The sequence below is a fragment of the Commensalibacter sp. Nvir genome (assembly GCF_963921845.1).
In the GTDB taxonomy this organism is placed as follows: Bacteria; Pseudomonadota; Alphaproteobacteria; order Acetobacterales; family Acetobacteraceae; genus Commensalibacter.
The window spans coordinates 1-20,771 of sequence record NZ_CAWUGZ010000066.1; the positions used below are offsets into that span (position 1 = coordinate 1).

The following is a 20,771-nucleotide window of genomic DNA, read 5'->3' on the forward strand; positions in this document are numbered from 1 at the left end:
CTATACGAATGGATTTATACCTCTTTTAAAGCTCTAGTAATGCTGAGTAACCCAGAGCTTATTGTTATTGTCTCAGTGTATCAAAAGACCAATAAGGTTAGGATTGATGGAGAATAAGGCTCTTACTGCAGTTGAAATATGGACGGACGGAGGATGTAGCCCTAATCCCGGTCCGGGTGGGTGGGGAGTTTTACTGCGAATGGGAAGTAAAGAAAAAGAGATTAAAGGTGGGGAACGACATACTACCAATAATCGTATGGAATTAACTGCGGCTGCTATTGCTTTGGAAATATTGAAACGGCCGTGTATTGTTAATCTTTATACAGATAGTCAGTATGTACGAAAAGGGATTACAGAATGGATGCACGCTTGGAAAAAAAATAATTGGAAAACAAGTGCAAAAAAACCTGTGCTTAATGTTGATTTGTGGCAAAGGCTTGATCAAGCAGCGGATCGTCATCAAATAATTTGGCATTGGGTAAAAGGGCATAGCGGTCATTGTGAAAACGAACGCGTTGATCAATTGGCAACGTTGGGTAGAGAGGAACTCAAAAAGTTTCTGTAATAAATATATTTTAAAAATAACCAAAAATTTTTGGAAAAAATAATGGTGTAAAACTGTTAAGGCTTAATAGCCTCCAACGCTTTGTTGTAATATAGCGCTTCTGTTTCCTCCGGGTTGTCCAGCAAAAGTATCGTAAGAAGCAGAAGGATTATAGGGTGGTGTTACCGGAGCGTTAAAATAAGCTTTTATGTTTGTTCCTGGAATAGTAATGGAAGGCCCATTATAAGGTCGGGCAGGGGACTGACTCGGCGTTGTACCTGGTAAACCTGGTCCTTTTTGTCGGGTAATGCTATCATATTGATTGGTCGAATACGTACCACTATAATCTGCGGGTTGATATTCAGACATTCCTGGTCTTGGGGTAGGTTTGGGCGTTTGAGTTTGTGCAGATGAAAAATTAGATAACCAACCTGCTGTAAAAACACTGATAAATAAAGTTGATAGTGCATAGAACAAAGTTTTATGAACGTAAATCATATTTCGTTCCTTTCTCATACTTACTAAAATAAGATGTTTTTCAAGGTAATCAACGGGAATAGAATGGTCTTGTAAAAAAATACGTTGTTATTGTTTTTATGCCATACGTAATTTAAGCCTGATATTTAGGATCCTAAACGGGTTTTGAAAATTGTTAAACGTGTGGTATTTTTATCCCAAAGAATTTAATATTGTCTATAGTTTGGCATAATTCTCTCAATATAAATCAAAAAATATAAAATATATTCGGATGACCTTATGAGTATCATACCTTGTTCCCTTACTGAATCGGAAATAAAAGAACTTACTCTAGCCGTAGAGGAATTAGAATCGGGAAGAGGCGTTCTTTTGCGTTTGGCCGATATTATGGGAGGGGCGGTTGGGCAAGCATTAAAATTAGGTAGTCATACCTTAGGTTTTTCTAAAAAATGGCAAACTCAATTTCAAAACATTGCTGACATTGCGGTGCAGCAGGCGTTTTCTATTGCTATTACACACATGCCAAATGCGGTTAAAGTGCAGAAAAATAGAAAATACAGGAAATTTCATAAAAAAGCCTTACAAGCTATGGTTGTTGCCTCTGGAGCCCTGGGTGGGTTTACCGGCATTGCTGGAACGTTGCCGGATATAGGGTTTACGACGTTAGCATTAATGAGAGAAATTGCCCGTATTGCACAAGAAGAAGGCGAAAATCTTGAAAACGAAGAAGTTCGTCGAGCTTGTTTAGAAGTTTTTGCGTTACGTCCATTTGGCTATAACAATCAAAATGATAATAATGAAATGGATTTTTTTTCTGCGCGATTGATGTTAAGGGGCCGCCCAATGATTTTACTCATGGCCGACGTTTCCTATCAATATGGACTGAGCCTTTCCCAAAAATTGAGTATGCAAATGATTCCTGTGGTAAGTGCTTTATGTGGTGCCTCTTTAAATGCTGCATTTTTATCTCACTACCAAGCGTTGGCGCGTGTTCATTTTATTGCAAGAAGGCTTGAAAGACAGCATGGTCCGCTAGCTAAAAAGACGATTCAAAGTATTTGTAAGTACGAAAATCAGGCAGATTCTTCATTTAATTAAATTCGTTATGTAAAATTATTGTTTAGGATCAAGGTTATAAATTTTAGCGAAAAATTGATTTTTAATAATTAACAACACTTAGGTAAGTTATATGAGATTACGTACTATTTTTAGAGTTTTTTAACTTGTAAAATACTGATCTTTAATAGGAATTAATTTTTTTAAAACAAATGCACAATTGTTATGTACAAGGTTTTAATAATACATCTCGATTAGGGTGCTGTTGTTTGAATTTAGAATAGATCTGCTTTAGAAACTTTATTAAATTGTTTTAAAATCTAAATAAAAGCTTATTTTGAAAAGTTACAAAGCGTTTAGTGCAAATAGCGTGGAAAAATAATGTACATTTTGTTAATTTGAATTAATTTATGGGTTGTTTTAAAAGGTGCCATCATTGAAATTATTTCGATTAAACTCAAATTTTCTTTTTAATTGTTTATATTCATCGTTTTTATATTTAAACGTTAGCATTTGTTCTTTCATCAGTTTTCCTTTCAGTTATGCTCAAACTGATGAGGTTAAGGTACGTCCTTTATTTGCGCCAATACGAGACGTCACTGTTGAATATGCGGTACAAATTTCAAATTCTCCTTTGTTGCAAAAACGTAAAATCTATTTTTCTAAAACAGGTAAAATTTTACGCATTGATGGTCCACAAAACATTGGAGCGACACTCGTAGATACTGAAAAACAAACGGCAACAATTATTGCCAATAAGCCAAAAGTTTATGCAGTTATTCCCAGTAAGTCTAAGCAAAATGGGTTATTCATAGACAGTTCGATGTATTTTGAGAAAAAAAAAACGGATCGAGTTTTAGGAATCCCCTGCCAAATTTGGAAGGCGAAGGGTAGAGCAGGAAGTGAAGAAATTTGTGTAACCCGTGACGGAGTTTTGTTAAGGCAAGAAGGGGTTGATGTTGATGGTATTGAAGGGAAAACAGTGGCATTATCGGTTGATTATAGCCCTTTACCTCATTCCGTTTTTGAAATTCCCTTAGGATATCAACAAGTAAAATTACCTCAACGAAAAGGAGATAATCCCAAACTGATCGCTCCTGATAGTCAAGGACAACCCCTGTCCCTCATCAAAGCAAGTCAAGGTAAGGAAGGTATAAACGTTGATCGTTCGCATAATCCATATATTACGCCGCAAAGAGACGTTGATGTTGTTTATGCTATTGCGGGTGCAATGCCAGGTTTGCCACCTTTTCATCAACGTATGCGTTGGTCAGCATCCTCCTGGCAGCAGCGTATCGATTCTCAAGGATTGGATACCTATATGATTACCGATTATAAACAAAAAAAATTAATCGTCGTAAATCCTGTTTTGAAAGTAAAAACCACATCCCCTGCACCTGGCGAGAATGTTTCAGAACCAGGGTTAAGACCTTCTGGAGACTATATCAAAGTCGGTGAAGCAACCGTTGCTACCTTTCCTTGTGACGAGTGGCGAATAAAAGACAGTGAAGGAAACATGAATAATATTTGCTATACGAAAGACGGCGTCATGTTAAGGGTGGTACGCAACAATATTCCTTTAATCTTGGCTCTAAAAGTGAATTATAAAACCCAAGATGCGCATATATTTGAAATACCTACCAATCTTAGGGAGTTAGCCCCCGCGAGACCGTAGAATCTAACCAAATAAACTAATTAAAACGCTTAACCGTTTCAAGAACAGCTTCAACATGGCCAGACACTTTAACTTTTGGCCATCGTTTAAGGATAATTCCTTTTTCGTTAATTAAAAACGTTGTGCGCTCGATACCCATATATTTTTTACCATACATGGATTTTTCAACCCATACCCCATAAGCTTCGGTAACCGTTCCATGCGCATCTGAAGCAAGGGGGAACGTAAGGCTGTATTTTTTAGCAAAGGCTTCGAGCTTTTGGATAGGATCTCTAGACACACCAATTATAGACACATTCATCTTTTTGAATTGTGATTGATGTTCTTCGAACGCGCAAGCTTCCTTCGTACACCCGGAAGTATCTGCTTTTGGATAAAAATAGAGTATGAATTTTTTCCCTTCTAGCTCTGATCGACAAATAGAATACCCAAGATGAGTAGGCATCGAAAAATCTGGAGCTTTAGAACCTTCGGTTAATGGGGACATTGCAATATCTTTTCTTAATAAATAAGTTTTAAATAATTCTTTTCAGAATGGATTTGTTTTTATAAAGGGTCAATCAATATGACCGATATAGTGGTTAAAAAGTTTTCTTACATGTTGAGCAATTTTAAGCGATTTCGTTTCAAGATCTTCTAAAGAAAGATGTTCTTTCTTACTTTCAGGACAAAGATGGTGTTTCATAATTTTAAAAATAGCTGATGTTAATTCGTCGGCAAGATTTTTGGGAGGATTTTTTCCAAAAAATATTCTTAACAAGCCTTGTAGATTGCGCCAAAATTCATCTGCATGAATAAGGAACTCTGCATCTGCTTGCTTCAAATAGCCTTGCCTAGCCAATCGTTTAAAAGCAAATCGTGTACAAGGATGTTGAGCGGTCGTATCAGCTGCAATTAGTTGCAAAGCCTGTGCAATAAATTCCACCTCCATAAGACCCCCGTTAAGATGTTTAACGTCCCAAGGGCTCGAAGGTGGTGAATCCTTGATAAGCCTTTGCCTCATTTGTTTCACGTCTTCAAGTATTTGTCGGTCGTTTCTTGCATTCGGGGCATGAGACAGCGCATGCGTTATGGCTTTAGAGACGCGGAGCCTCAAACAATGGGATCCCCCTATTACCCTAGCCCTGGTCAGTGCCATGCGTTCCCAGGTCCACGCTTTCTTTTCGTGATAGTTTATAAAAGAGCTAAGAGAAACGGCAACTGGTCCTTTGCTTCCAGAAGGTCTTAACCGCATGTCTACTTCATAAAGTGATCCTGAAGCCCTTGCACTGGTTAAAGCCGTGATAAATTTTTGTGTTAAACGGATATAATATTGATTGACGGATAAAATTTTCTGACCTTTGTAAGGTTGGTGAGATTCATACGGGTTGGGAATAGAAATTTCACTCTCTTGGACAGTTTCAGGATGATCATAAATAAGCATGAGATCAAGATCTGATCCAAAGGCCATTTCCCAAGAGCCAGCTTTACCTAACACAATAATACACATGCTCCCGCCGGGGACAGTGCCATATTTTTCTTGATGTTCCTGGGCAATTTTATTTAAAAGCGCGACCATAACAGCATTTGCCATAGAGGTTCTAAGAATACTCGCTTTATTTAATGTGGATTGGTTTTCTATACATGCAACGGAGATACGAAATTCTTCACTGCGTACTAATGTATAGAGAGGAGGTATTGCGTCAGAAAAAGTGTTAACAGGATCGAGGTATTTTTGAAGTGTTTTCTTTAAGTTGATTCTAGTTTTAAGAATATCGGCTTCAAGCAAAACGTCAATAGCGCAGGGATTGTTAGCGATAAACTCTGCAATAAAGGGCGAAATGCTTATAATTTTGGCTAGACGTCCGATTAACGCAGGGTTTCGTTCGAGGAGAGACAAAAATTGTGTACTTGCGCTGTGTTTTTCTAAAATATTGTCAAAACGCTGTAAAATGAGAAGAGGATTTTTTTGTGATGAAAAAACATCTAATAATTGTGGTAAAATTTTTTCTAATAAAGAACGAGCCCTTGGTGTTCGTAATGTTCTGGGTCTATTGTGGTGCCAAGATTGTAGAATTTGAACGGCTTCGTCTGGGATTTTTTTTTCTTTGAGATAACATTTAAGCGTATTTAACGGTAAGTCTAGTATTGGCGTTTGTTCGTTTTCAGGAGAGGAAAATTCATCTTTGAAAATACAGTGAACTTGATACAACGACGTGCATAGGTCTTGAACCAGTTTGTAGGGAGTATCGTAGCCTAAAAATATCGAGAAATTTACAAAATCTTGTCTATTTTGTGGTAGAGAATGGGTTTGAAAATCCTCTCGCATTTGAAGTCTGTGCTCTATTTTACGCAAAAAATAATACGCGTGGATTAGTTGTGTTGCTTTTTGTTCAGGAAACAAAGCTTTCAACGAAAATTTTTTTAAAGCATTCACCGTCGCTGGATCTCGTAATTCAGGAAAACGTCCTCCCCACACCAGTTGTAAGGCTTGTGCACAGAATTCAATTTCTCGGATGCCACCATATCCGAGTTTAACGTCTCGACCCAGTAACCAATTCATGTTTTCATGTGCATTAGTCTCTGTGAAAAAAAAAGACGAGTTCTCTGTGTTAAAATTTTTATGGTGATCAATTCTTTTTTTAATGGTGTGGATATCATCAATAACTGAAAAATCTAAATGCCTACGCCATATAAACGGTCGTATAGTTTCAAGGAATTCATACCCCGCGTGTATGTCGCCTGCTACTGGTCTAGCTTTACTCATGGCGCTTCTTTCCCATGTTTGTCCCATACTTTCGTAATAACTGATGGCAGCGGGAAGGGATACGGCTAATGGCGAAGAGGAGGGATCAGGTCTTAATCGAAGATCTGTACGAAACACATAGCCATTTTCGTCTCTTTCTTCCATTAAGGAGATTAAGTGTTTTGTCATTCGAACAAAAAAAGTGCCCAAATCTTCATGATTATCGTGTTGATTGGGGTCATAGAGTATAATAAGATCAATATCTGAAGAATAATTGAGTTCTTTTGCGCCGAGTTTGCCCATACCCAGTATAATAAAGCCACTTTCCTTAGATGGGTCTTCGATATCTTTTAGTTTAATTTTATGAGAAAGAGAAGCGTGATACAATAAATGGTTAAGAGCGATATGTAAGGTAGTTTCTGCTAAAGTACTAAGGGTCAAGGTTACTTCTTCTAAAGACCAAATGTTGCCTATATCAGCGATTGCACAACATAAAGCAATTTTTTGTTTCGTTGTGCGTAATAGTCTAGCAATTGCTTGTCTGCTATCTTGGAATGAATAGGTGCGAAGGTATTCAAACGTTTCAATGCAGGCTTCATGAGGATCAGAAGCGAGAATAAAATCAAAAAAATCAATATGTTTAAGAATAAGGTTGGATAGGTAAGGACTATTCCCACCCATAGCTTTGATAAATTCTATAAATTTTGTCTGTTTTAAAACAGTTGGATTTTTTTTCTCTTTTGTCCAAACTCGTTTAATGTCTTCCAAAAATTGATTGGCAGCATCTATATTTGCAGGAGCCGGCCAATTTTGATAAAGCCAGTGTTGAACATGGGTTAATTGAGTAGGCATTAGAAAAATACCTTTTGTTGAACTGTTATTAAGTACACGAGCGTTAAGTAAAATATGCAATTAAAAAAAGAACAAGACGAAAAATTAAATTCAGATAAGGTAAAAAAATATCGATGGCTTAGAAAGGTATTACTAACCTTTGCTACAATTTTTGGTTTTTTTGGATTGTCCTTAATGGTTTTGGGTACTTATCTAGCCACTCAACCTGTTGATCTTACATTTTTTGCAAAACATTGGCTTCCTGTGCCTGTTATTCACGGAGATAAAGGCACGGTTGCCGGTAAGCTGACGTTCAATCAACTCGTTGTTGCTTGGCCAGTACAAAAGCAAGGATTGATGGCCCCTTTATATATAGAGGTTCATGGTCTTCGATTATTGGATTCCCAAGGACATGTTAAGGGTTGTCTGGATTATGGCCAGGTAACCTTACCTATCTTACCTTTATTTAAAGGAGAACTAACCCCTCAATCCATAAAAATATCAAGAGCTTCATTAAATTTAAAGAAAACTTTAGACAATCACATTGTTTTAGATGTGTTAAATCAAAAGACAACACATCGTCACTCAAAAGCGTACCATAATTTTTATAATCTAAAATATGTTGAGATCCAAGACGGGAATTTAAACCTGAGCGATGTTTCAGGAAAAAATGTATTACAAGTAAAAAAATTGAACATTAACGTACGGCAAGAACAGTACACGCACTCCATTGCTTTTCTAGGTAAAATGTCGACCAATGTTTACGTTAAAAATCAGGTTATAACGCTGGTGGCAGAGAGCTTGCCCCCTATGGTTTCTAATAGTCAGCATAATTTAGTAGATGCAAACCAAGAATTAAATTGGTCTGTGAAAATTTTTAACGTCAATCCATCTACTGTTGAGAGCATTTTTCCCATCTGGAGTGACCTTAAGAAATTTGATGGTTTTATTAATGCTCAAGCGTTATTAAAATTAAGAACCATAGACATAAAAAAACCTTTTAAATTGTCGCAACTCGAGTTGAAGCCTCATTTGATAACACTAAATATGCAAATGGGGCATGGGTCTGTTCAGTTAAAAAATCAAGTAATGTACCCTTCTTCTATTCATGCGCAAATAACAGCGGATTTCACTAACGAATTAAAAAATCCTTTGCTGATTAAGGTGGAACAATTCGAAGTACAATTACGCTCACCCCAAGCCTTAACTAACGATAAAAGTGGCCCTTTGCTGCAATTTAAAGGGTATCTTCATCTTTCGCAGCTCTTGAATGCTAAGAACATGGACCTTGGGTTGGATTTTTACAGTCTAACCTTAAAATTTCAAACCTTACATCATTATTGGCCATCGTTTGTTGCAAAAGGTGCGTATGCCTGGGTTACCAAAAATATTACCCATGGTATTGCGCACAATTTTCATCTTGTTGCTCGACTTACTAGCGATAAAGGGTGGGAATATCTGAATGTCACGCATCTATCGGGTGGTATTGAACAGGCAGAGCAGATGCAAGTATATTGGTTAAGGCCAGTACCACCTTTACAAGATATGAAAGCACAATTAATTTTTGTGGATCCCGATCGGATCAAAATACAATATCAGGGGGGGTATCAAATTGTTTATCCCAAAAATAAACCTACTAAATCTTACAATAAACTATCTGTTCCTAACGGAGAAATGTGGATTACTGGGCTAAGTAAGCATGATGAAATGAGTACGATTACCACCACGATTAAAGGATCTTTGCAAAATATCATAGCATTGTTGTATGAGCCTAGATTAAAGTTATTATCTCGTCATCCTGTTGGCTTCAAAACGATTTCTGGGGAGGTCAAAACGTTTTTACGCGTCGAACTGCCCTTGAAGAAAGATGTGAAAATTGAGCAAGTAAATATTTCGGCACATAATAAAATTAACGATGCACATTTGGCGGGTGTTGCGTTAGGAAAGGATTTGCGAAATGCCGATTTAATGGTGGATGTGGATACAAAGCATCTTGTGTTATCAGGCAATGGCTTATTCTCTACCTTTCCTGTTGATCTTACGTATACGCAAAATTTTTCCCATCAAAACCGTTCAAGTATTATTGAAAAAGCACATATGCATTTGCAAGTATCTCCTGAGGCGTTACAGAGATCAGCAATTGATTTGTCGGGTAATTTTTCGGGACAAGCATTTCTCGACGCGGATTATATAAAATCATTCGATAAAAAAGCTTCGGTAAAACTCAATCTTAATTTAGGTCCTTCTGCGATATCTTTACCACTTTGGAATAAACCCTTAGGACAACAGGCCATGGTGTCTGTTAAAATTTTATTGGATGATGATCATTTAAAGAGCATTCAGCAACTTGCTGCGTACGGCAAGGATTTATCGTTGCAAGCAAATACTGTGGTAAAAAATGAAACCATTGAGCAAGTTTCGCTGGAACATTTTCAAATAGGAAAATCAACCGGTACGGCAGTATTAAATTTCCCGTTAAGCAAAGAAGCTTTAGAAAACCCTTCCCAAGGCACTGTACGTTTATCGATAAAAGCACAAGATTTAGATATTAGCGCATTTGCTCGTCAATATCTTAAGGGTAAAAGTAAAAAAGAATTTGAAACAAGTAAATCCAGTGCCATTCACGTACCAATAGCGGTTACAGGGCGATATGATGGCCCCAGAGGAAGAAAATGGATCGTAAATTTGCAGACAAGAAGAATTTTTTATGAAGAGAATAAGTTTCTAGGCGATGTAACGGCTTATCTAGAATACGATGGAATAAGATTAATGCATCTATCGTATGGTATGCGAAAACCTATCGTTGCCACCGCGTCTCTTTTTTCAGTAAATCACATGCGAAGGTTTCATTTGGAAGCCCAAGATTTTGGTAAGGCTCTTGCCGTCGTTGGCATATCAGCGAAACTGAAAGGGGGGCATTTGGTGCTTGAGGGAAGATTGGATGACAATGAATCCAGTGCACCGTTTCGTGGAAAAATTTACGTAAACGATATTACATTGAATGATGCCCCTTCCACACTTCTTAAGTTAAGTGATGCTTCTATTTACGGTTTGTTCAAGCGGCAAAAAGCCAAAGAAATTATTATTGATAGAATTGAGGGATTACTTTATTTTAAGGATGGTATATTCCAACTATCGGATGGTTTAATTCATAACGCTGAAATAGGCGCAACCCTTGCCGGTAATATTGACGTAAAAAATTCCTTTTTGGATATGAAAGGAACCATTGTACCCGCTTACGCAATTAATAGTTTATTAGGAGGGTTGCCTGGGGTTGGTTTTTGGTTTAGTCCTGAAAAGGGTGGAGGATTCATTGCTGTTCCCTTTAACATCAAAGGACCGTTTGTAAAGCCTCGATTTGAGGTATATCCTTCTCGTATTTTTACACCTGGTGCGTTAAGAGAATTTTTTAGACCTTAAATTTCCGAAAAAGATAATATTTATGATTGATTTAGTATTAATCGCCTCAAATTTATTCCTTTTGGGGGTGGTTGTAGTTTTATTTATTCTAAAACAATCCAGTTCAAATCCTATTAAAAAAGATGAGTTACTCGAAAAAATTTCCTTTTCATTGGAAAAGGAGCTTAGTCAACGATTGGCCTATCAAGAAAGCCAACAACGGCGTTTTGAAACTATTGAAAGAACATTGTCTGAGAAACTTTATTCAATGAATAACGATTTAATCAAGGAACAATCTGCATTAAAACTAGAACAGGTAAAAGCAATGCAGAATCTTTCTGAAGAAAATTCAAAAAACCTAATGCAGTTACGACAAACGGTGTCTGAACGTTTGCATTATGCGGTAGAAGAGCAAATGCAATCTTCGTTTCAAAGAGTTTTAGAACAATTTTCACAAATCCAAAAAATGGTGGGAGAAGTAAGCTCGATTACGGTTCAAATAGGGGATTTAAAACGTTTATTTAGTAATGTAAAAACACGGGGTGGCTGGGCAGAGGCACAGTTGCGTTCCATTTTAGATGATATTTTACCGACAGGGGCCTTTGAAACCAACGTTTATTTACGAGAAGGTAGCAAAGAAGTTGTTGAGTTTGCAGTTTATATGCCTGCTCAAGGTAAGATTAGACCTTTATTGGCCATTGATGCCAAATTTCCTACCGAATCTTATGAAAAAATGATTCAAGCGATGGAGCAGGGCGATAATCAGGCAGAACAAAATGCCAGAAGAGCTTTGGAAAGTACAGTAAAACAAGAGGCAAAAAAAATTGCTTCAAAATATATATTGCCGCCACAAACGGTAGATTTTGCCATTTTATATGTGCCTACCGATGGATTATATACAGAAATTGCACGTATACCGGGTTTAATTGATGAGATTGGTCGTATTCATCAAGTTTTGGTTATGTCTCCCGCCTTAATGCCGCCTTTATTAAAGACTATTCATCTTGGCTATGTTTCATTGGCTTTAGGGGAAAAGACCGAGTTTATTTCCAAATTACTGGGTAAAACTCGTCAAGAGGTTGCTAGAATTGATAGTGTTTTTGAAAAATTACTCCGGAACACAGAAGCAATGACGTGCACGATTTCTGAAGCCAAACGAAAAACGCAAAAGCTTACGCAAAGTTTACAAGAGATTGGTAATGTCGAAGTTGATTCCTAAAACATATTATACATTTTTATTTTTAGTCAAATTTCGTAGGGTTTAATTAAGCGTCGTTTTGTCAATTTAGAGTGATTTTTTTAATTTAGTGACGGAGCATCGTATCACGTGAATGCCATCGTTATAACGGCTTTAAAACGTCCATACACTTTTGTGGTGTTGGCAATTTTAATTTTGGTTTTTGGTGTTCTTGCTATTTTTCGTACACCTACGGATATATTTCCTGATATTAAAATTCCTGTTGTTGCAGTCGTTTGGAATTATACAGGACTTATGCCAGAGGATATGTCAGGACGAGTGGTTTATTATTATGAACGCACGCTTACGTCGACGGTAGATAATATTGAACATATTGAAAGTGGCTCTTTTTATGGCCGTGGTATTGTAAAAATTTTTTTTCAACCCGGAACGGATATTGCTGTAGCACAAACGCAAATAACATCTGTGTCTCAAACGGTGTTAAAACAAATGCCTCAGGGTATGACACCCCCTTTGATTTTGACCTATAATGCCTCTTCTATACCTGTTCTAATGCTAAAAGTTTCTTCTGATAGCATGACCCTTTCGCAATTGTATGACATGGCATCGAACCTTATACGGCCTGCATTGGTTTCAGTACCAGGGGCAGCGTTGCCAGCACCTTATGGAGGGGTTTCCAGTTATGTTCAGGTCGATTTAGATCAAACCCGTTTGCTGTCTCAAAATTTAACAGCTTCGGATGTAGGACGAGCTTTAAACAAACAAAATATTGTTTTACCTGCGGGAGATCAAAAAATTGGTGCCATTGATTTCATGGTTCAGACCAATGCCACGCCGCGAGCTGTAGAGGAATTTAATAATATTCCTATTAAAAAAGTTGGCAATGCGGTCGTGTATCTTCGAGATGTGGCATGGGTGCATCGTGGTGGACCTCCACAAACCAATCTGGTGTTGGTCAGAGGGCACAACGCGGTTCTAATGGTCGTTATGAAAACGGGTGATGTCTCCACTTTGCGCGTTGTTTCCGGTATAAAAAACTTATTACCAAAAGTAAAAAGAACCTTACCGCCTAGTGTGAAAATTGACATTATTACCGATGCTTCAACCTTTGTAAAAGACTCGGTTGACAATGTTTTGCATGAAATGCTCATGGCAGCTCTATTAACCAGTATCGTTGTTATTTTATTTCTGGGTTCTTGGCGATCAACGTTAATTATAGCAACCTCCATCCCCTTGGCCATTTTATCTGCACTTATTGGCCTTCAACTTGTCGGGCAAACCATAAACGTTATGACTTTAGGGGGGTTAGCCCTTGCGGTAGGTATCTTGGTGGATGATGCTACGGTTATGATTGAAAACATAGACACCCACTTAGATATGGGAAAAGATCTTTATGATGCTATTGTAGAAGCTGCCAATCAGATTGTTATCCCTACCTTTGTTTCCACATTATGTATTTGTATTGTTTGGTTCCCTTTATTTGAATTAACTGGCGTAGGGGGATGGCTCTTTATGCCTATGGCTGAAGCAATTATATTTGCTATGATTGCTTCGTTTATTTTATCACGAACGTTGGTGCCAACAATGGCATATTATCTTTTGCCAGCGCAAATTGCGGAACATAGTAACCCTTCTTTATCCCCGTCTTTTTATAAAAGATTTTTAAAAGCATTCGATACGCGTTTTGAAAAATTTAGAGAACGTTACCAAGCGTTATTGGAGTATTTGCTTTCAATACGAAAACGATTTATTTTAGTTTTTTTGATTTTTTCACTTTTATCGGTTTCTTTAGTTTTATTTATTGGTGAAGATTTTTTCCCAGAGATTAAGTCTCCAGAACTTGATTTACATATGCGTGCCCCTTTGGGAACGCGTATCGAAGAAACAGGAAAGATTGCCTTTTTAGTTAACCAGGAAATGAAAAAATTATTACCCGGTCAAATTAAAGGGATTGTGAATAATTGCGGTTTGCCGTTTAGTAGCTTAAACCAAGCTTTTATTGCCACCCCTACGATTGGATCTCAAGATTGCGATGTGACTATTTCTTTAAACAACCAAAAATCCCCTGTGTCCGAGTATCGTCAAATTTTGAGAAAAGGATTACGGGAGAAATTTCCTGGCACTGTATTCTCGTTTATGCCAGGGGATATAACAGCAAAAATTTTAAATTTTGGTTTGCCTGCACCTATTAACGTTCAAATCGTTGGTCGTAATTTACAAAATAATTATGAGTTTGCCAAAAAATTATCTCAGAAATTACAGCTTATTCCTGGAATTGCTGATGTGCGCGTGCAACAAACGCTTACCACGCCGACCTTAATGATTAACACCAATCGGTCATTTGCTCTTACTACCGGTCTCACCGAAGCAGATACTGCGAATAATGCTTTGGCGACGCTATCGGGGAGTGGTCAGGTTGCCCCTTCGTATTGGCTTGATGTCAAAACAGGGGTATCCCACTTAGTGAATATACAGACGCCACAATCCGATTTGCAATCCATGAATGACCTTGAAACTATACCAGTCAATGGTTTTGATAGTGCGAATGGTAAAACCAAAACGCAAATTTTAGGTTCTCTTAGTCGTATTACCCAAACGGGCAGTGGAGGCGAAGTGTCTCATTATAATATCATGCCGGTTTTTGAAATTTACGCGAGCAATGAAGGTCGAGATTTGGGATCCATCAGTACTGCTGTGAATAAAATCGTTAAGGAGGTAACCCCGAAACTGCCAAGAGGATCCGCTATTGCAATTCGAGGTCAAGTCACCACGATGTATAATGCTTATACACAACTTTTAGGTGGGTTAGGTTTGTCTATTCTTCTGGTTTATTTGATTATTGTGGTGAATTTTCAATCTTGGCTTGATCCTTTTATTATTATTACTGCTTTGCCTGGTGCTTTGGCAGGAATTGCATGGGGATTGTTCATTACGCATAGTTCTTTATCTGTTCCTGCCCTAACGGGTGCAATTATGTGCGTGGGAACAGCGACCGCTAATTCTATATTGGTTGTGGCGTTTGCTCGCGAGCGCCTGGCCGTGCATGGAGATGCCATCTTGGCTGCAATTGAAGCGGGATATGGTCGTATTCGACCTGTATTAATGACCGCTTCCGCTATGATCATTGGTATGTTACCCATGTCATTAAGTAATACACAAAATGCACCTTTAGGCAGGGCAGTTATGGGAGGGTTAACGGTTGCAACCTTTGCAACATTGCTTTTTGTGCCTTGTGTTTTTGCCCTCTTGTATCATCGTGAGAATAAAGGAAACAACTGATGGCTGGGTTTTCTAGGAAAACAAAAATTATTACCATCGCGGTGGTTATAGGTATAGTCTTGTATACGGGAATAGAACTCATGCAACGACATGATACCGTACATGAATTGGCCAAAGAGGCAATTGAAAGTTCAATTCCAAGAGTGCAATGTATTCAACCGCAACCCGGTCCTAAAGTTCGTAATTTAATTTTGCCAGGTGATATTTATGCTTGGTATCAAGCCCCTATTTATGCCCAAGTATCTGGGTACGTTCAAAAATGGTATAAAGATTATGGGGCTACGGTCCAAGCGGGGGATGTCCTAGCGACCATTGAAACGCCTAGCCTTGATGCCGAATACGAAGCCGCTAAAGCAAATTTAAATGTAGCACGAACGCGTTTTGAATTGGCTAAAGTAACCGCACAACGTTGGAAGGCCCTTTCTGGAACTAAAGCTGTTTCACAACAAGAAGTGGATGTTCAAGTCGCCAATGCTAAAGTTCAAAAAGCTCTGGTGGACGCGGCTAGTCATGAAGTGGCTCGGTATGAAGCGTTGCAAGCGTTTAAAAGTATAAGATCACCGTTTAATGGAGTGGTAACGTCCCGTTTAACGGATATTGGTGATTTTGTTAATAATAATGGTGATCTCAGTCATCAAGGAAAAGCGACTGAGTTATTTACGGTTGCGGATATACAGAGACTTAGAGTTTTTGTAAATGTACCCCAGGATTATTCCTCTATTCTCAAACCAGGGTTAAAAGCTGAGTTAACCGCACTGCAATATCCTGGTAGAATCTTTAAGGCTAATTTCTTGACTTCTGCACGCGCCTTTAGTGTAGCCACTCGTACGGTAACCACAGAGTTGACCGTAGACAATGTTTCTCATCTTTTATGGCCGGGGGCGTTTGTAAGGGTTCACTTTATCGCACCGAGCGATCCACACGTTTTGATTGTACCCGAACAAGCATTGATTTTTCGTGCGCAAGGAATGCAGTTAGCCGTAGTAGGATCTGATAATCGTATAAAATTGCGTAATATAGAATTGGGTAATAATCTTGGCAAAACGGTTCAAGTCTTATCGGGCATAAGCAAAACCGATCGAATTGTAAACAATCCTTCGGCAGGTTTGCTTGATGGTCAAGTGGTAAAAATTGTTGAGTCAACTCCTGGGTATAATGATGATTTCCATGCGACGGAACAGGCTACGTCTAAAACCGATGCAGCAGCTTTAAAGCAAAATTCAGTCCAGCCTGATGAGGGGCAACAACCTTGATGGTAAGCTTGCGTTATTTTAAAAAACTTCTGAGAGTACGTTTAGGATTTTTTCTTTGTCTTACAACGCTTGTTGGTTGTGATTTGGCACCTAACTATCGTCCAACACAATTTATTTTACCGGATTCATGGGAAGGTCAAGCACCCTTTAATAAAGCCAATCCAGCCGATGCAATCCCTAAAGGGAATTGGTGGATAGTATACAACGATTCTACTTTAAATAAATTTGAAGAGCAACTTGATAAAAGCAACCCTAATTTACAGGCTATGGCAGAGGCGTTTATACAAAGTCGTGCTATTTTAGGAGAAGTTAGATCTCAATTGTACCCTCAATTAAATTTGCAAGCAGGTGGGGGAAGGTACAGAGAGTCGAAAAATAAATTATTCCGCAGTCGACAAAGCACATCGATGTTGACCGAAAACAACACGCAATATCAAGCGGCTGCATTTTGGGAGTTGGATCTTTGGGGAAGAATTCGTAATCAAATCAAGATGCAACAAAGTCTTTCTCAAGCGAGTGCCTCGGATTACCAAGCTGCAAAATTAAGTTTGGAAGCGGATTTAGCTAGAAATTATATGATTTTACGTGGATACGATGGTCAAGCTGAAGTTTTGAAACAGACAGTACAGTATTACGAAGCGGCGGTTGATATTACCCGTATGCGTCAAGTAGGGGCAATTGCAGCCGGTATTGACGTAGCCAGAGCTGAAAATCAATTAGAAATAACCAAAGCACAATTAACAGAAGTACAAGCTCAAAGAGATAATGTTGAGCATGCGATTGCTGTTTTAATTAACCATGTGCCTATTGGATTTCATATTGCTGCGGTTAAAAGTAACGAGGATATGAGAATTCCTAATATTCCTATGGAGGTCCCTTCTTCTTTGTTGCAACGGCGGCCCGATATTGCGAGTGCAGAACGTCAAATGGCTGCTGCTAATCGGGCGATTGGTGTTTCCAAAGCAGCTTTTTATCCTGATATAGCCATTAATGCATTAGGGGGGTTTGAAGACAAAGGATTTGGATTAGCAAATCTGCCTAACAGTATGTGGTCCGCAGCTATACAAGGGGTTTTACCTTTGTTCCAAGGGGGATTGCGAAGGGCCACGTTACAAAGAGTCTGGTCTCAATATAGGCAAACCCGCGATACTTATCGTTCGGTCGTATTAAATGGGTTTCAAGAAGTTGCAGATAATTTAACGCTCACCCAAAGATTAACGACTGAATTAAGTCAAAATAAAGAGGCCACTTCAGCTGCGCTCCGCACACAAAGCATGGCGATGTCGCTTTATACGGGTGGGCTTACGAATTACTTAGATGTCGTTACCGCTCAAAGTGCTGCATTAAATGCACAAATTGCTGAAGTTCAAACTCAGACACGTCTTATGCAAGCATCGGTTGATCTGATCGCAGCGTTGGGAGGAGGATGGCGTCGTCAAGATTTGCCTACTAAACATTTAGAGCCGTTTCATGTTTTGCAATACCATCATTTGCGTTATCCAAATCCTGTCAAAGGGCAAGGGCCTGTTGAACAAACAAGCGATAATAATTTAGCCGGTTCTTGATTTTTGAGGAATTCTACCTATATTTAAAACTTGACAAAACTCATAGAAAATTGCAAGTAGATAGGTTCTTAATCGGAACGCGGGAGAAAAGTTTATAGGAAAACTCATACGTTTTCTTAGAACTTTCGTGTGAACCGCGGTCTGGGTAAATAATATTAAGGAGACCCGGATATGGCCAAAAAAATTGTTGGCTACATTAAACTGCAAATTCCCGCTGGTAAAGCGAATCCTTCCCCACCAGTTGGTCCTGCTTTAGGACAACGAGGATTGAATATTATGCAGTTTTGTAAAGAATTCAATGCTGCGACACAAAATCTTGAACCTGGTATGCCCATTCCAGTTGTAATTACGGCGTATGCAGATCGTACGTTTAGTTTTATTACGAAAACTCCGCCGAATACTTATTTCTTGCTGAAAGCAGCTAAAGTTTCAAAAGGTTCAGCCGTGATTGGTAAGGGGACTACCGTTGGATCCGTTACTATGAGTCAATTAAAAGAAATTGCTGAACAAAAAATGGTGGATATGAATGCAAATGACGTTGAGTCTGCTGTACGTATGCTAATCGGTTCGGCACGTTCTATGGGTATCAAGGTAGAGGAGGCTTAAGAAATGGCAAATAATAAACGTCTTAACGCCGCTCGTGCTACGATAGAACGTAATAAAATTTATAGTTTACACGAAGCGATTGCTCTTGTTTTAAGTAATGCGAAAGCAAAATTTGATGAAACCATTGAAATTGCGATTAACCTAGGGGTTGATCCACGGTATGCAGATCAAATGGTTCGTGGGTTAATGTCTCTTCCTCATGGTACAGGTAAAACATTACGTGTAGGTGTATTTGCAAGAGGAGCAAAAGCAGAAGAGGCAAAGGCTGCAGGGGCAGACATCGTTGGTGATGAGGATTTGGCGGAACAAATTCAAGCGGGCACTATCAATTTTGACCGCTGTATTGCAACGCCAGACATGATGGCTTTGGTTGGACGTCTTGGAAAGGTGCTGGGTCCTCGGGGCCTTATGCCGAATCCGAAATTGGGCACGGTAACCATGGACGTTAAAAGTGCGGTCAGTGCGGCAAAATCCGGTCAAGTTGAATATCGTGCGGAAAAAGGCGGTGTTGTACACGCCGGTATTGGTAAAGCTTCTTTTGACGCAACAAAATTGGCCGATAATATCAGTGCTTTTGTCGATACTGTTCAAAAAGCACGCCCATCGGGTGTAAAAGGGACGTATATGAAGAAAATTTATTTATCTTCAACAATGGGTCCTGGAGTTGAAATTGATATTGCCAGTGTAAATGCTGGTTAAAATCAAAGAGTTAGCGTTAGTTTGTAACACAAAATAATGCTTAAATGGAAAGTGAATAGCTTTCCAACCTGTCCAAGACCGAGCGTAACGCTGTTTTAAAAGTAGTTTATACTGCGGGCGGTAGGCGGGCCTAGTGTGTTATAGGTTTTTTTAATCTATTTATATGCTGGTAAATCCGTTAGGACAGGCGAACCGGATTGCCTCTTTAAGAGGGAGTCCTAATGGCAACCTGAACAGTCATGGTTTGACTGATCAAAATGGAGACGGGATTTGGACCGCACGGAAAAACAAGCGTTCGTTGCTTCCATGGCATCTGTTTTCGCAAAGACTTCAATGGTCATAGTTACGCGTAACGAAGGATTAACTGTGGCTGATGTTACCGATTTGCGTAGACGTGTTCGCGCCGCGGGTGCAACGTATAGAGTTGGTAAAAACCGCTTGGTCACCCTCGCCGCAAAAGGAACCCCATTCGAAGGTATTACCTCGTTGTTAACTGGACCCATTGCTCTTGCATGGGCAGATGATCCAGTATCAGTGGCGAAAGTAACCGTCGAGTTCGCCAAAACCAATGATAAATTAGTAGTAATTGGAGGTTCACTTGGAAGTCAATTTCTAGACTTAAACCAAGTAAAAGCTCTGGCTGAACTGCCTTCATTGGATGTATTGCGTGCACAGTTGGTTGGACTTATCTCCACACCTGCTACACGTATTGCTGGTGTTTTGCAGGCTCCTGCAGGACAATTGGCGCGGGTTTTTGGCGCTTATGCGGACAAAGGTGATGAAGCGGCTTAAGAAATTAAGCCTTCTTTTTTTTATGCTTTGCACAAAGCAAAGTAAACTTGTGTTAAGTCACGTATTAGTATATAAATAGGACGTAATCATGGCTGATTTAGCTAATCTTGTTGAAGAATTATCTGCACTTACCGTTTTGGAAGCAGCAGAACTTTCGAAGCTTCTCGAAGAGAAGTGGGGTGTTTCTGCTGCGGCACCTGTTGCAGTTGCTGCGGCACCTGTTGCTGGTGCTGCGCCAGCTGAAGAGAAAACTGAATTTGATGTTATTCTCACCAAAGCTGGCGATAAAAAAATCAATGTTATTAAAGAAGTTCGCACGATTACCAGTCTTGGTTTAAAAGAAGCCAAAGACTTGGTAGAAGGTGCTCCCAAAACCCTTAAAGAGGGCGTAAATAAGGATGAAGCAGAGAAAATCAAGAAAGCACTTGAAGATCAAGGTGCTTCAGTCGAAATTAAATAATGATATAAATCAATCGGTTATGGGTTACTATCCATACTGTTCGGTTTAAAATAAGGTAGGGCGGAACTCAAGCATTGAGTATCCGCCTACTTGGTCGTTAAAGTGAAATCTTTTTCGACTTTGTTTTACCCCAAAATACACAGGGGCGGTTGTAACTCTTGACGATTAAAAGAGTTATATTTAGTTTTCATGAGCCAGATTATAGTTCGTTT

General features: G+C 39.0%; 15 protein-coding genes. 12 read left to right on the forward strand and 3 right to left on the reverse strand.

Translation table 11 applies throughout. The features are described from left to right. Positions 1 to 106: 106 nt before the first annotated feature. A complete protein-coding gene (gene rnhA / locus AABE15_RS04670) occupies positions 107 to 565 on the forward strand; it encodes a ribonuclease HI (RefSeq protein WP_338330121.1) in 459 nt (152 codons plus the stop codon). A 63-nt stretch (positions 566 to 628) separates the two neighbouring features. Here rnhA and AABE15_RS04675 read toward each other — a convergent pair whose 3' ends face one another. Continuing rightward, positions 629 to 1,042, reverse strand: a complete 414-nt coding sequence (locus AABE15_RS04675; protein WP_338330122.1) for a hypothetical protein — start codon at positions 1,040 to 1,042, stop codon at positions 629 to 631. A 258-nt stretch (positions 1,043 to 1,300) separates the two neighbouring features. Here AABE15_RS04675 and AABE15_RS04680 point away from each other — a divergent pair, with 258 nt between their 5' ends. Then, positions 1,301 to 2,119: an EcsC family protein gene (locus AABE15_RS04680; RefSeq protein WP_338330123.1), complete on the forward strand. Its 819-nt coding sequence runs from the start codon at positions 1,301 to 1,303 to the stop codon at positions 2,117 to 2,119. Positions 2,120 to 2,513: 394 nt separating this feature from the next. After that, positions 2,514 to 3,752, forward strand: coding sequence for a hypothetical protein (locus tag AABE15_RS04685; RefSeq protein ID WP_338330124.1), 1,239 nt, complete (start codon positions 2,514 to 2,516; stop codon positions 3,750 to 3,752). Positions 3,753 to 3,768: 16 nt separating this feature from the next. On the opposite strand, the gene bcp is transcribed toward AABE15_RS04685, so the two are convergent. Together bcp and AABE15_RS04695 are read right to left on the reverse strand one after the other, a co-directional pair. Beyond that, complete coding sequence (bcp, locus tag AABE15_RS04690; protein ID WP_338330125.1) at positions 3,769 to 4,239, reverse strand: thioredoxin-dependent thiol peroxidase; 471 nt, start codon at positions 4,237 to 4,239, stop codon at positions 3,769 to 3,771. Positions 4,240 to 4,308: 69 nt separating this feature from the next. Beyond that, positions 4,309 to 7,329: a bifunctional [glutamine synthetase] adenylyltransferase/[glutamine synthetase]-adenylyl-L-tyrosine phosphorylase gene (locus AABE15_RS04695; RefSeq protein WP_338330126.1), complete on the reverse strand. Its 3,021-nt coding sequence runs from the start codon at positions 7,327 to 7,329 to the stop codon at positions 4,309 to 4,311. 54 nt (positions 7,330 to 7,383) lie between these two features. Between AABE15_RS04695 and AABE15_RS04700 the strand changes: the two genes are divergently transcribed. The 9 genes from AABE15_RS04700 (at position 7,384) to rplL (ending at position 20,559) form a co-directional block, all read left to right on the forward strand. Beyond that, complete coding sequence (locus AABE15_RS04700) at positions 7,384 to 10,728, forward strand: AsmA-like C-terminal region-containing protein (RefSeq protein WP_338330127.1); 3,345 nt, start codon at positions 7,384 to 7,386, stop codon at positions 10,726 to 10,728. 22 nt (positions 10,729 to 10,750) lie between these two features. After that, the gene (locus AABE15_RS04705; RefSeq protein ID WP_338330128.1) at positions 10,751 to 11,926 is read left to right on the forward strand and encodes a DNA recombination protein RmuC; all 1,176 of its coding nucleotides are present in this window, start codon (positions 10,751 to 10,753) and stop codon (positions 11,924 to 11,926) included. Between the two features lie 108 nt (positions 11,927 to 12,034). Beyond that, a complete protein-coding gene (locus AABE15_RS04710) occupies positions 12,035 to 15,184 on the forward strand; it encodes an efflux RND transporter permease subunit (protein ID WP_338330129.1) in 3,150 nt (1,049 codons plus the stop codon). After that, the gene (locus tag AABE15_RS04715; protein WP_338330130.1) at positions 15,184 to 16,437 is read left to right on the forward strand and encodes an efflux RND transporter periplasmic adaptor subunit; all 1,254 of its coding nucleotides are present in this window, start codon (positions 15,184 to 15,186) and stop codon (positions 16,435 to 16,437) included. Before AABE15_RS04710 ends, AABE15_RS04715 begins: the two co-directional genes overlap by 1 nt. Next, positions 16,437 to 18,002 (forward strand): efflux transporter outer membrane subunit, encoded by a 1,566-nt coding sequence (locus tag AABE15_RS04720; RefSeq protein WP_338330131.1) that lies wholly within the window; start codon positions 16,437 to 16,439, stop codon positions 18,000 to 18,002. The genes AABE15_RS04715 and AABE15_RS04720 overlap by 1 nt, the downstream gene beginning before the upstream one ends. A gap of 171 nt (positions 18,003 to 18,173) precedes the next feature. After that, a complete protein-coding gene (gene rplK / locus AABE15_RS04725; protein ID WP_338330132.1) occupies positions 18,174 to 18,608 on the forward strand; it encodes a 50S ribosomal protein L11 in 435 nt (144 codons plus the stop codon). Between the two features lie 3 nt (positions 18,609 to 18,611). Continuing rightward, on the forward strand, positions 18,612 to 19,307 hold the full coding sequence (gene rplA, locus AABE15_RS04730; protein ID WP_338330133.1) for a 50S ribosomal protein L1: 696 nt from the start codon (positions 18,612 to 18,614) through the stop codon (positions 19,305 to 19,307). Between the two features lie 270 nt (positions 19,308 to 19,577). Beyond that, complete coding sequence (gene rplJ / locus AABE15_RS04735; protein ID WP_338330134.1) at positions 19,578 to 20,099, forward strand: 50S ribosomal protein L10; 522 nt, start codon at positions 19,578 to 19,580, stop codon at positions 20,097 to 20,099. An 88-nt stretch (positions 20,100 to 20,187) separates the two neighbouring features. Further along, the gene (rplL, locus tag AABE15_RS04740; protein ID WP_338330135.1) at positions 20,188 to 20,559 is read left to right on the forward strand and encodes a 50S ribosomal protein L7/L12; all 372 of its coding nucleotides are present in this window, start codon (positions 20,188 to 20,190) and stop codon (positions 20,557 to 20,559) included. The last annotated feature ends 212 nt before the right edge of the window (positions 20,560 to 20,771 follow it).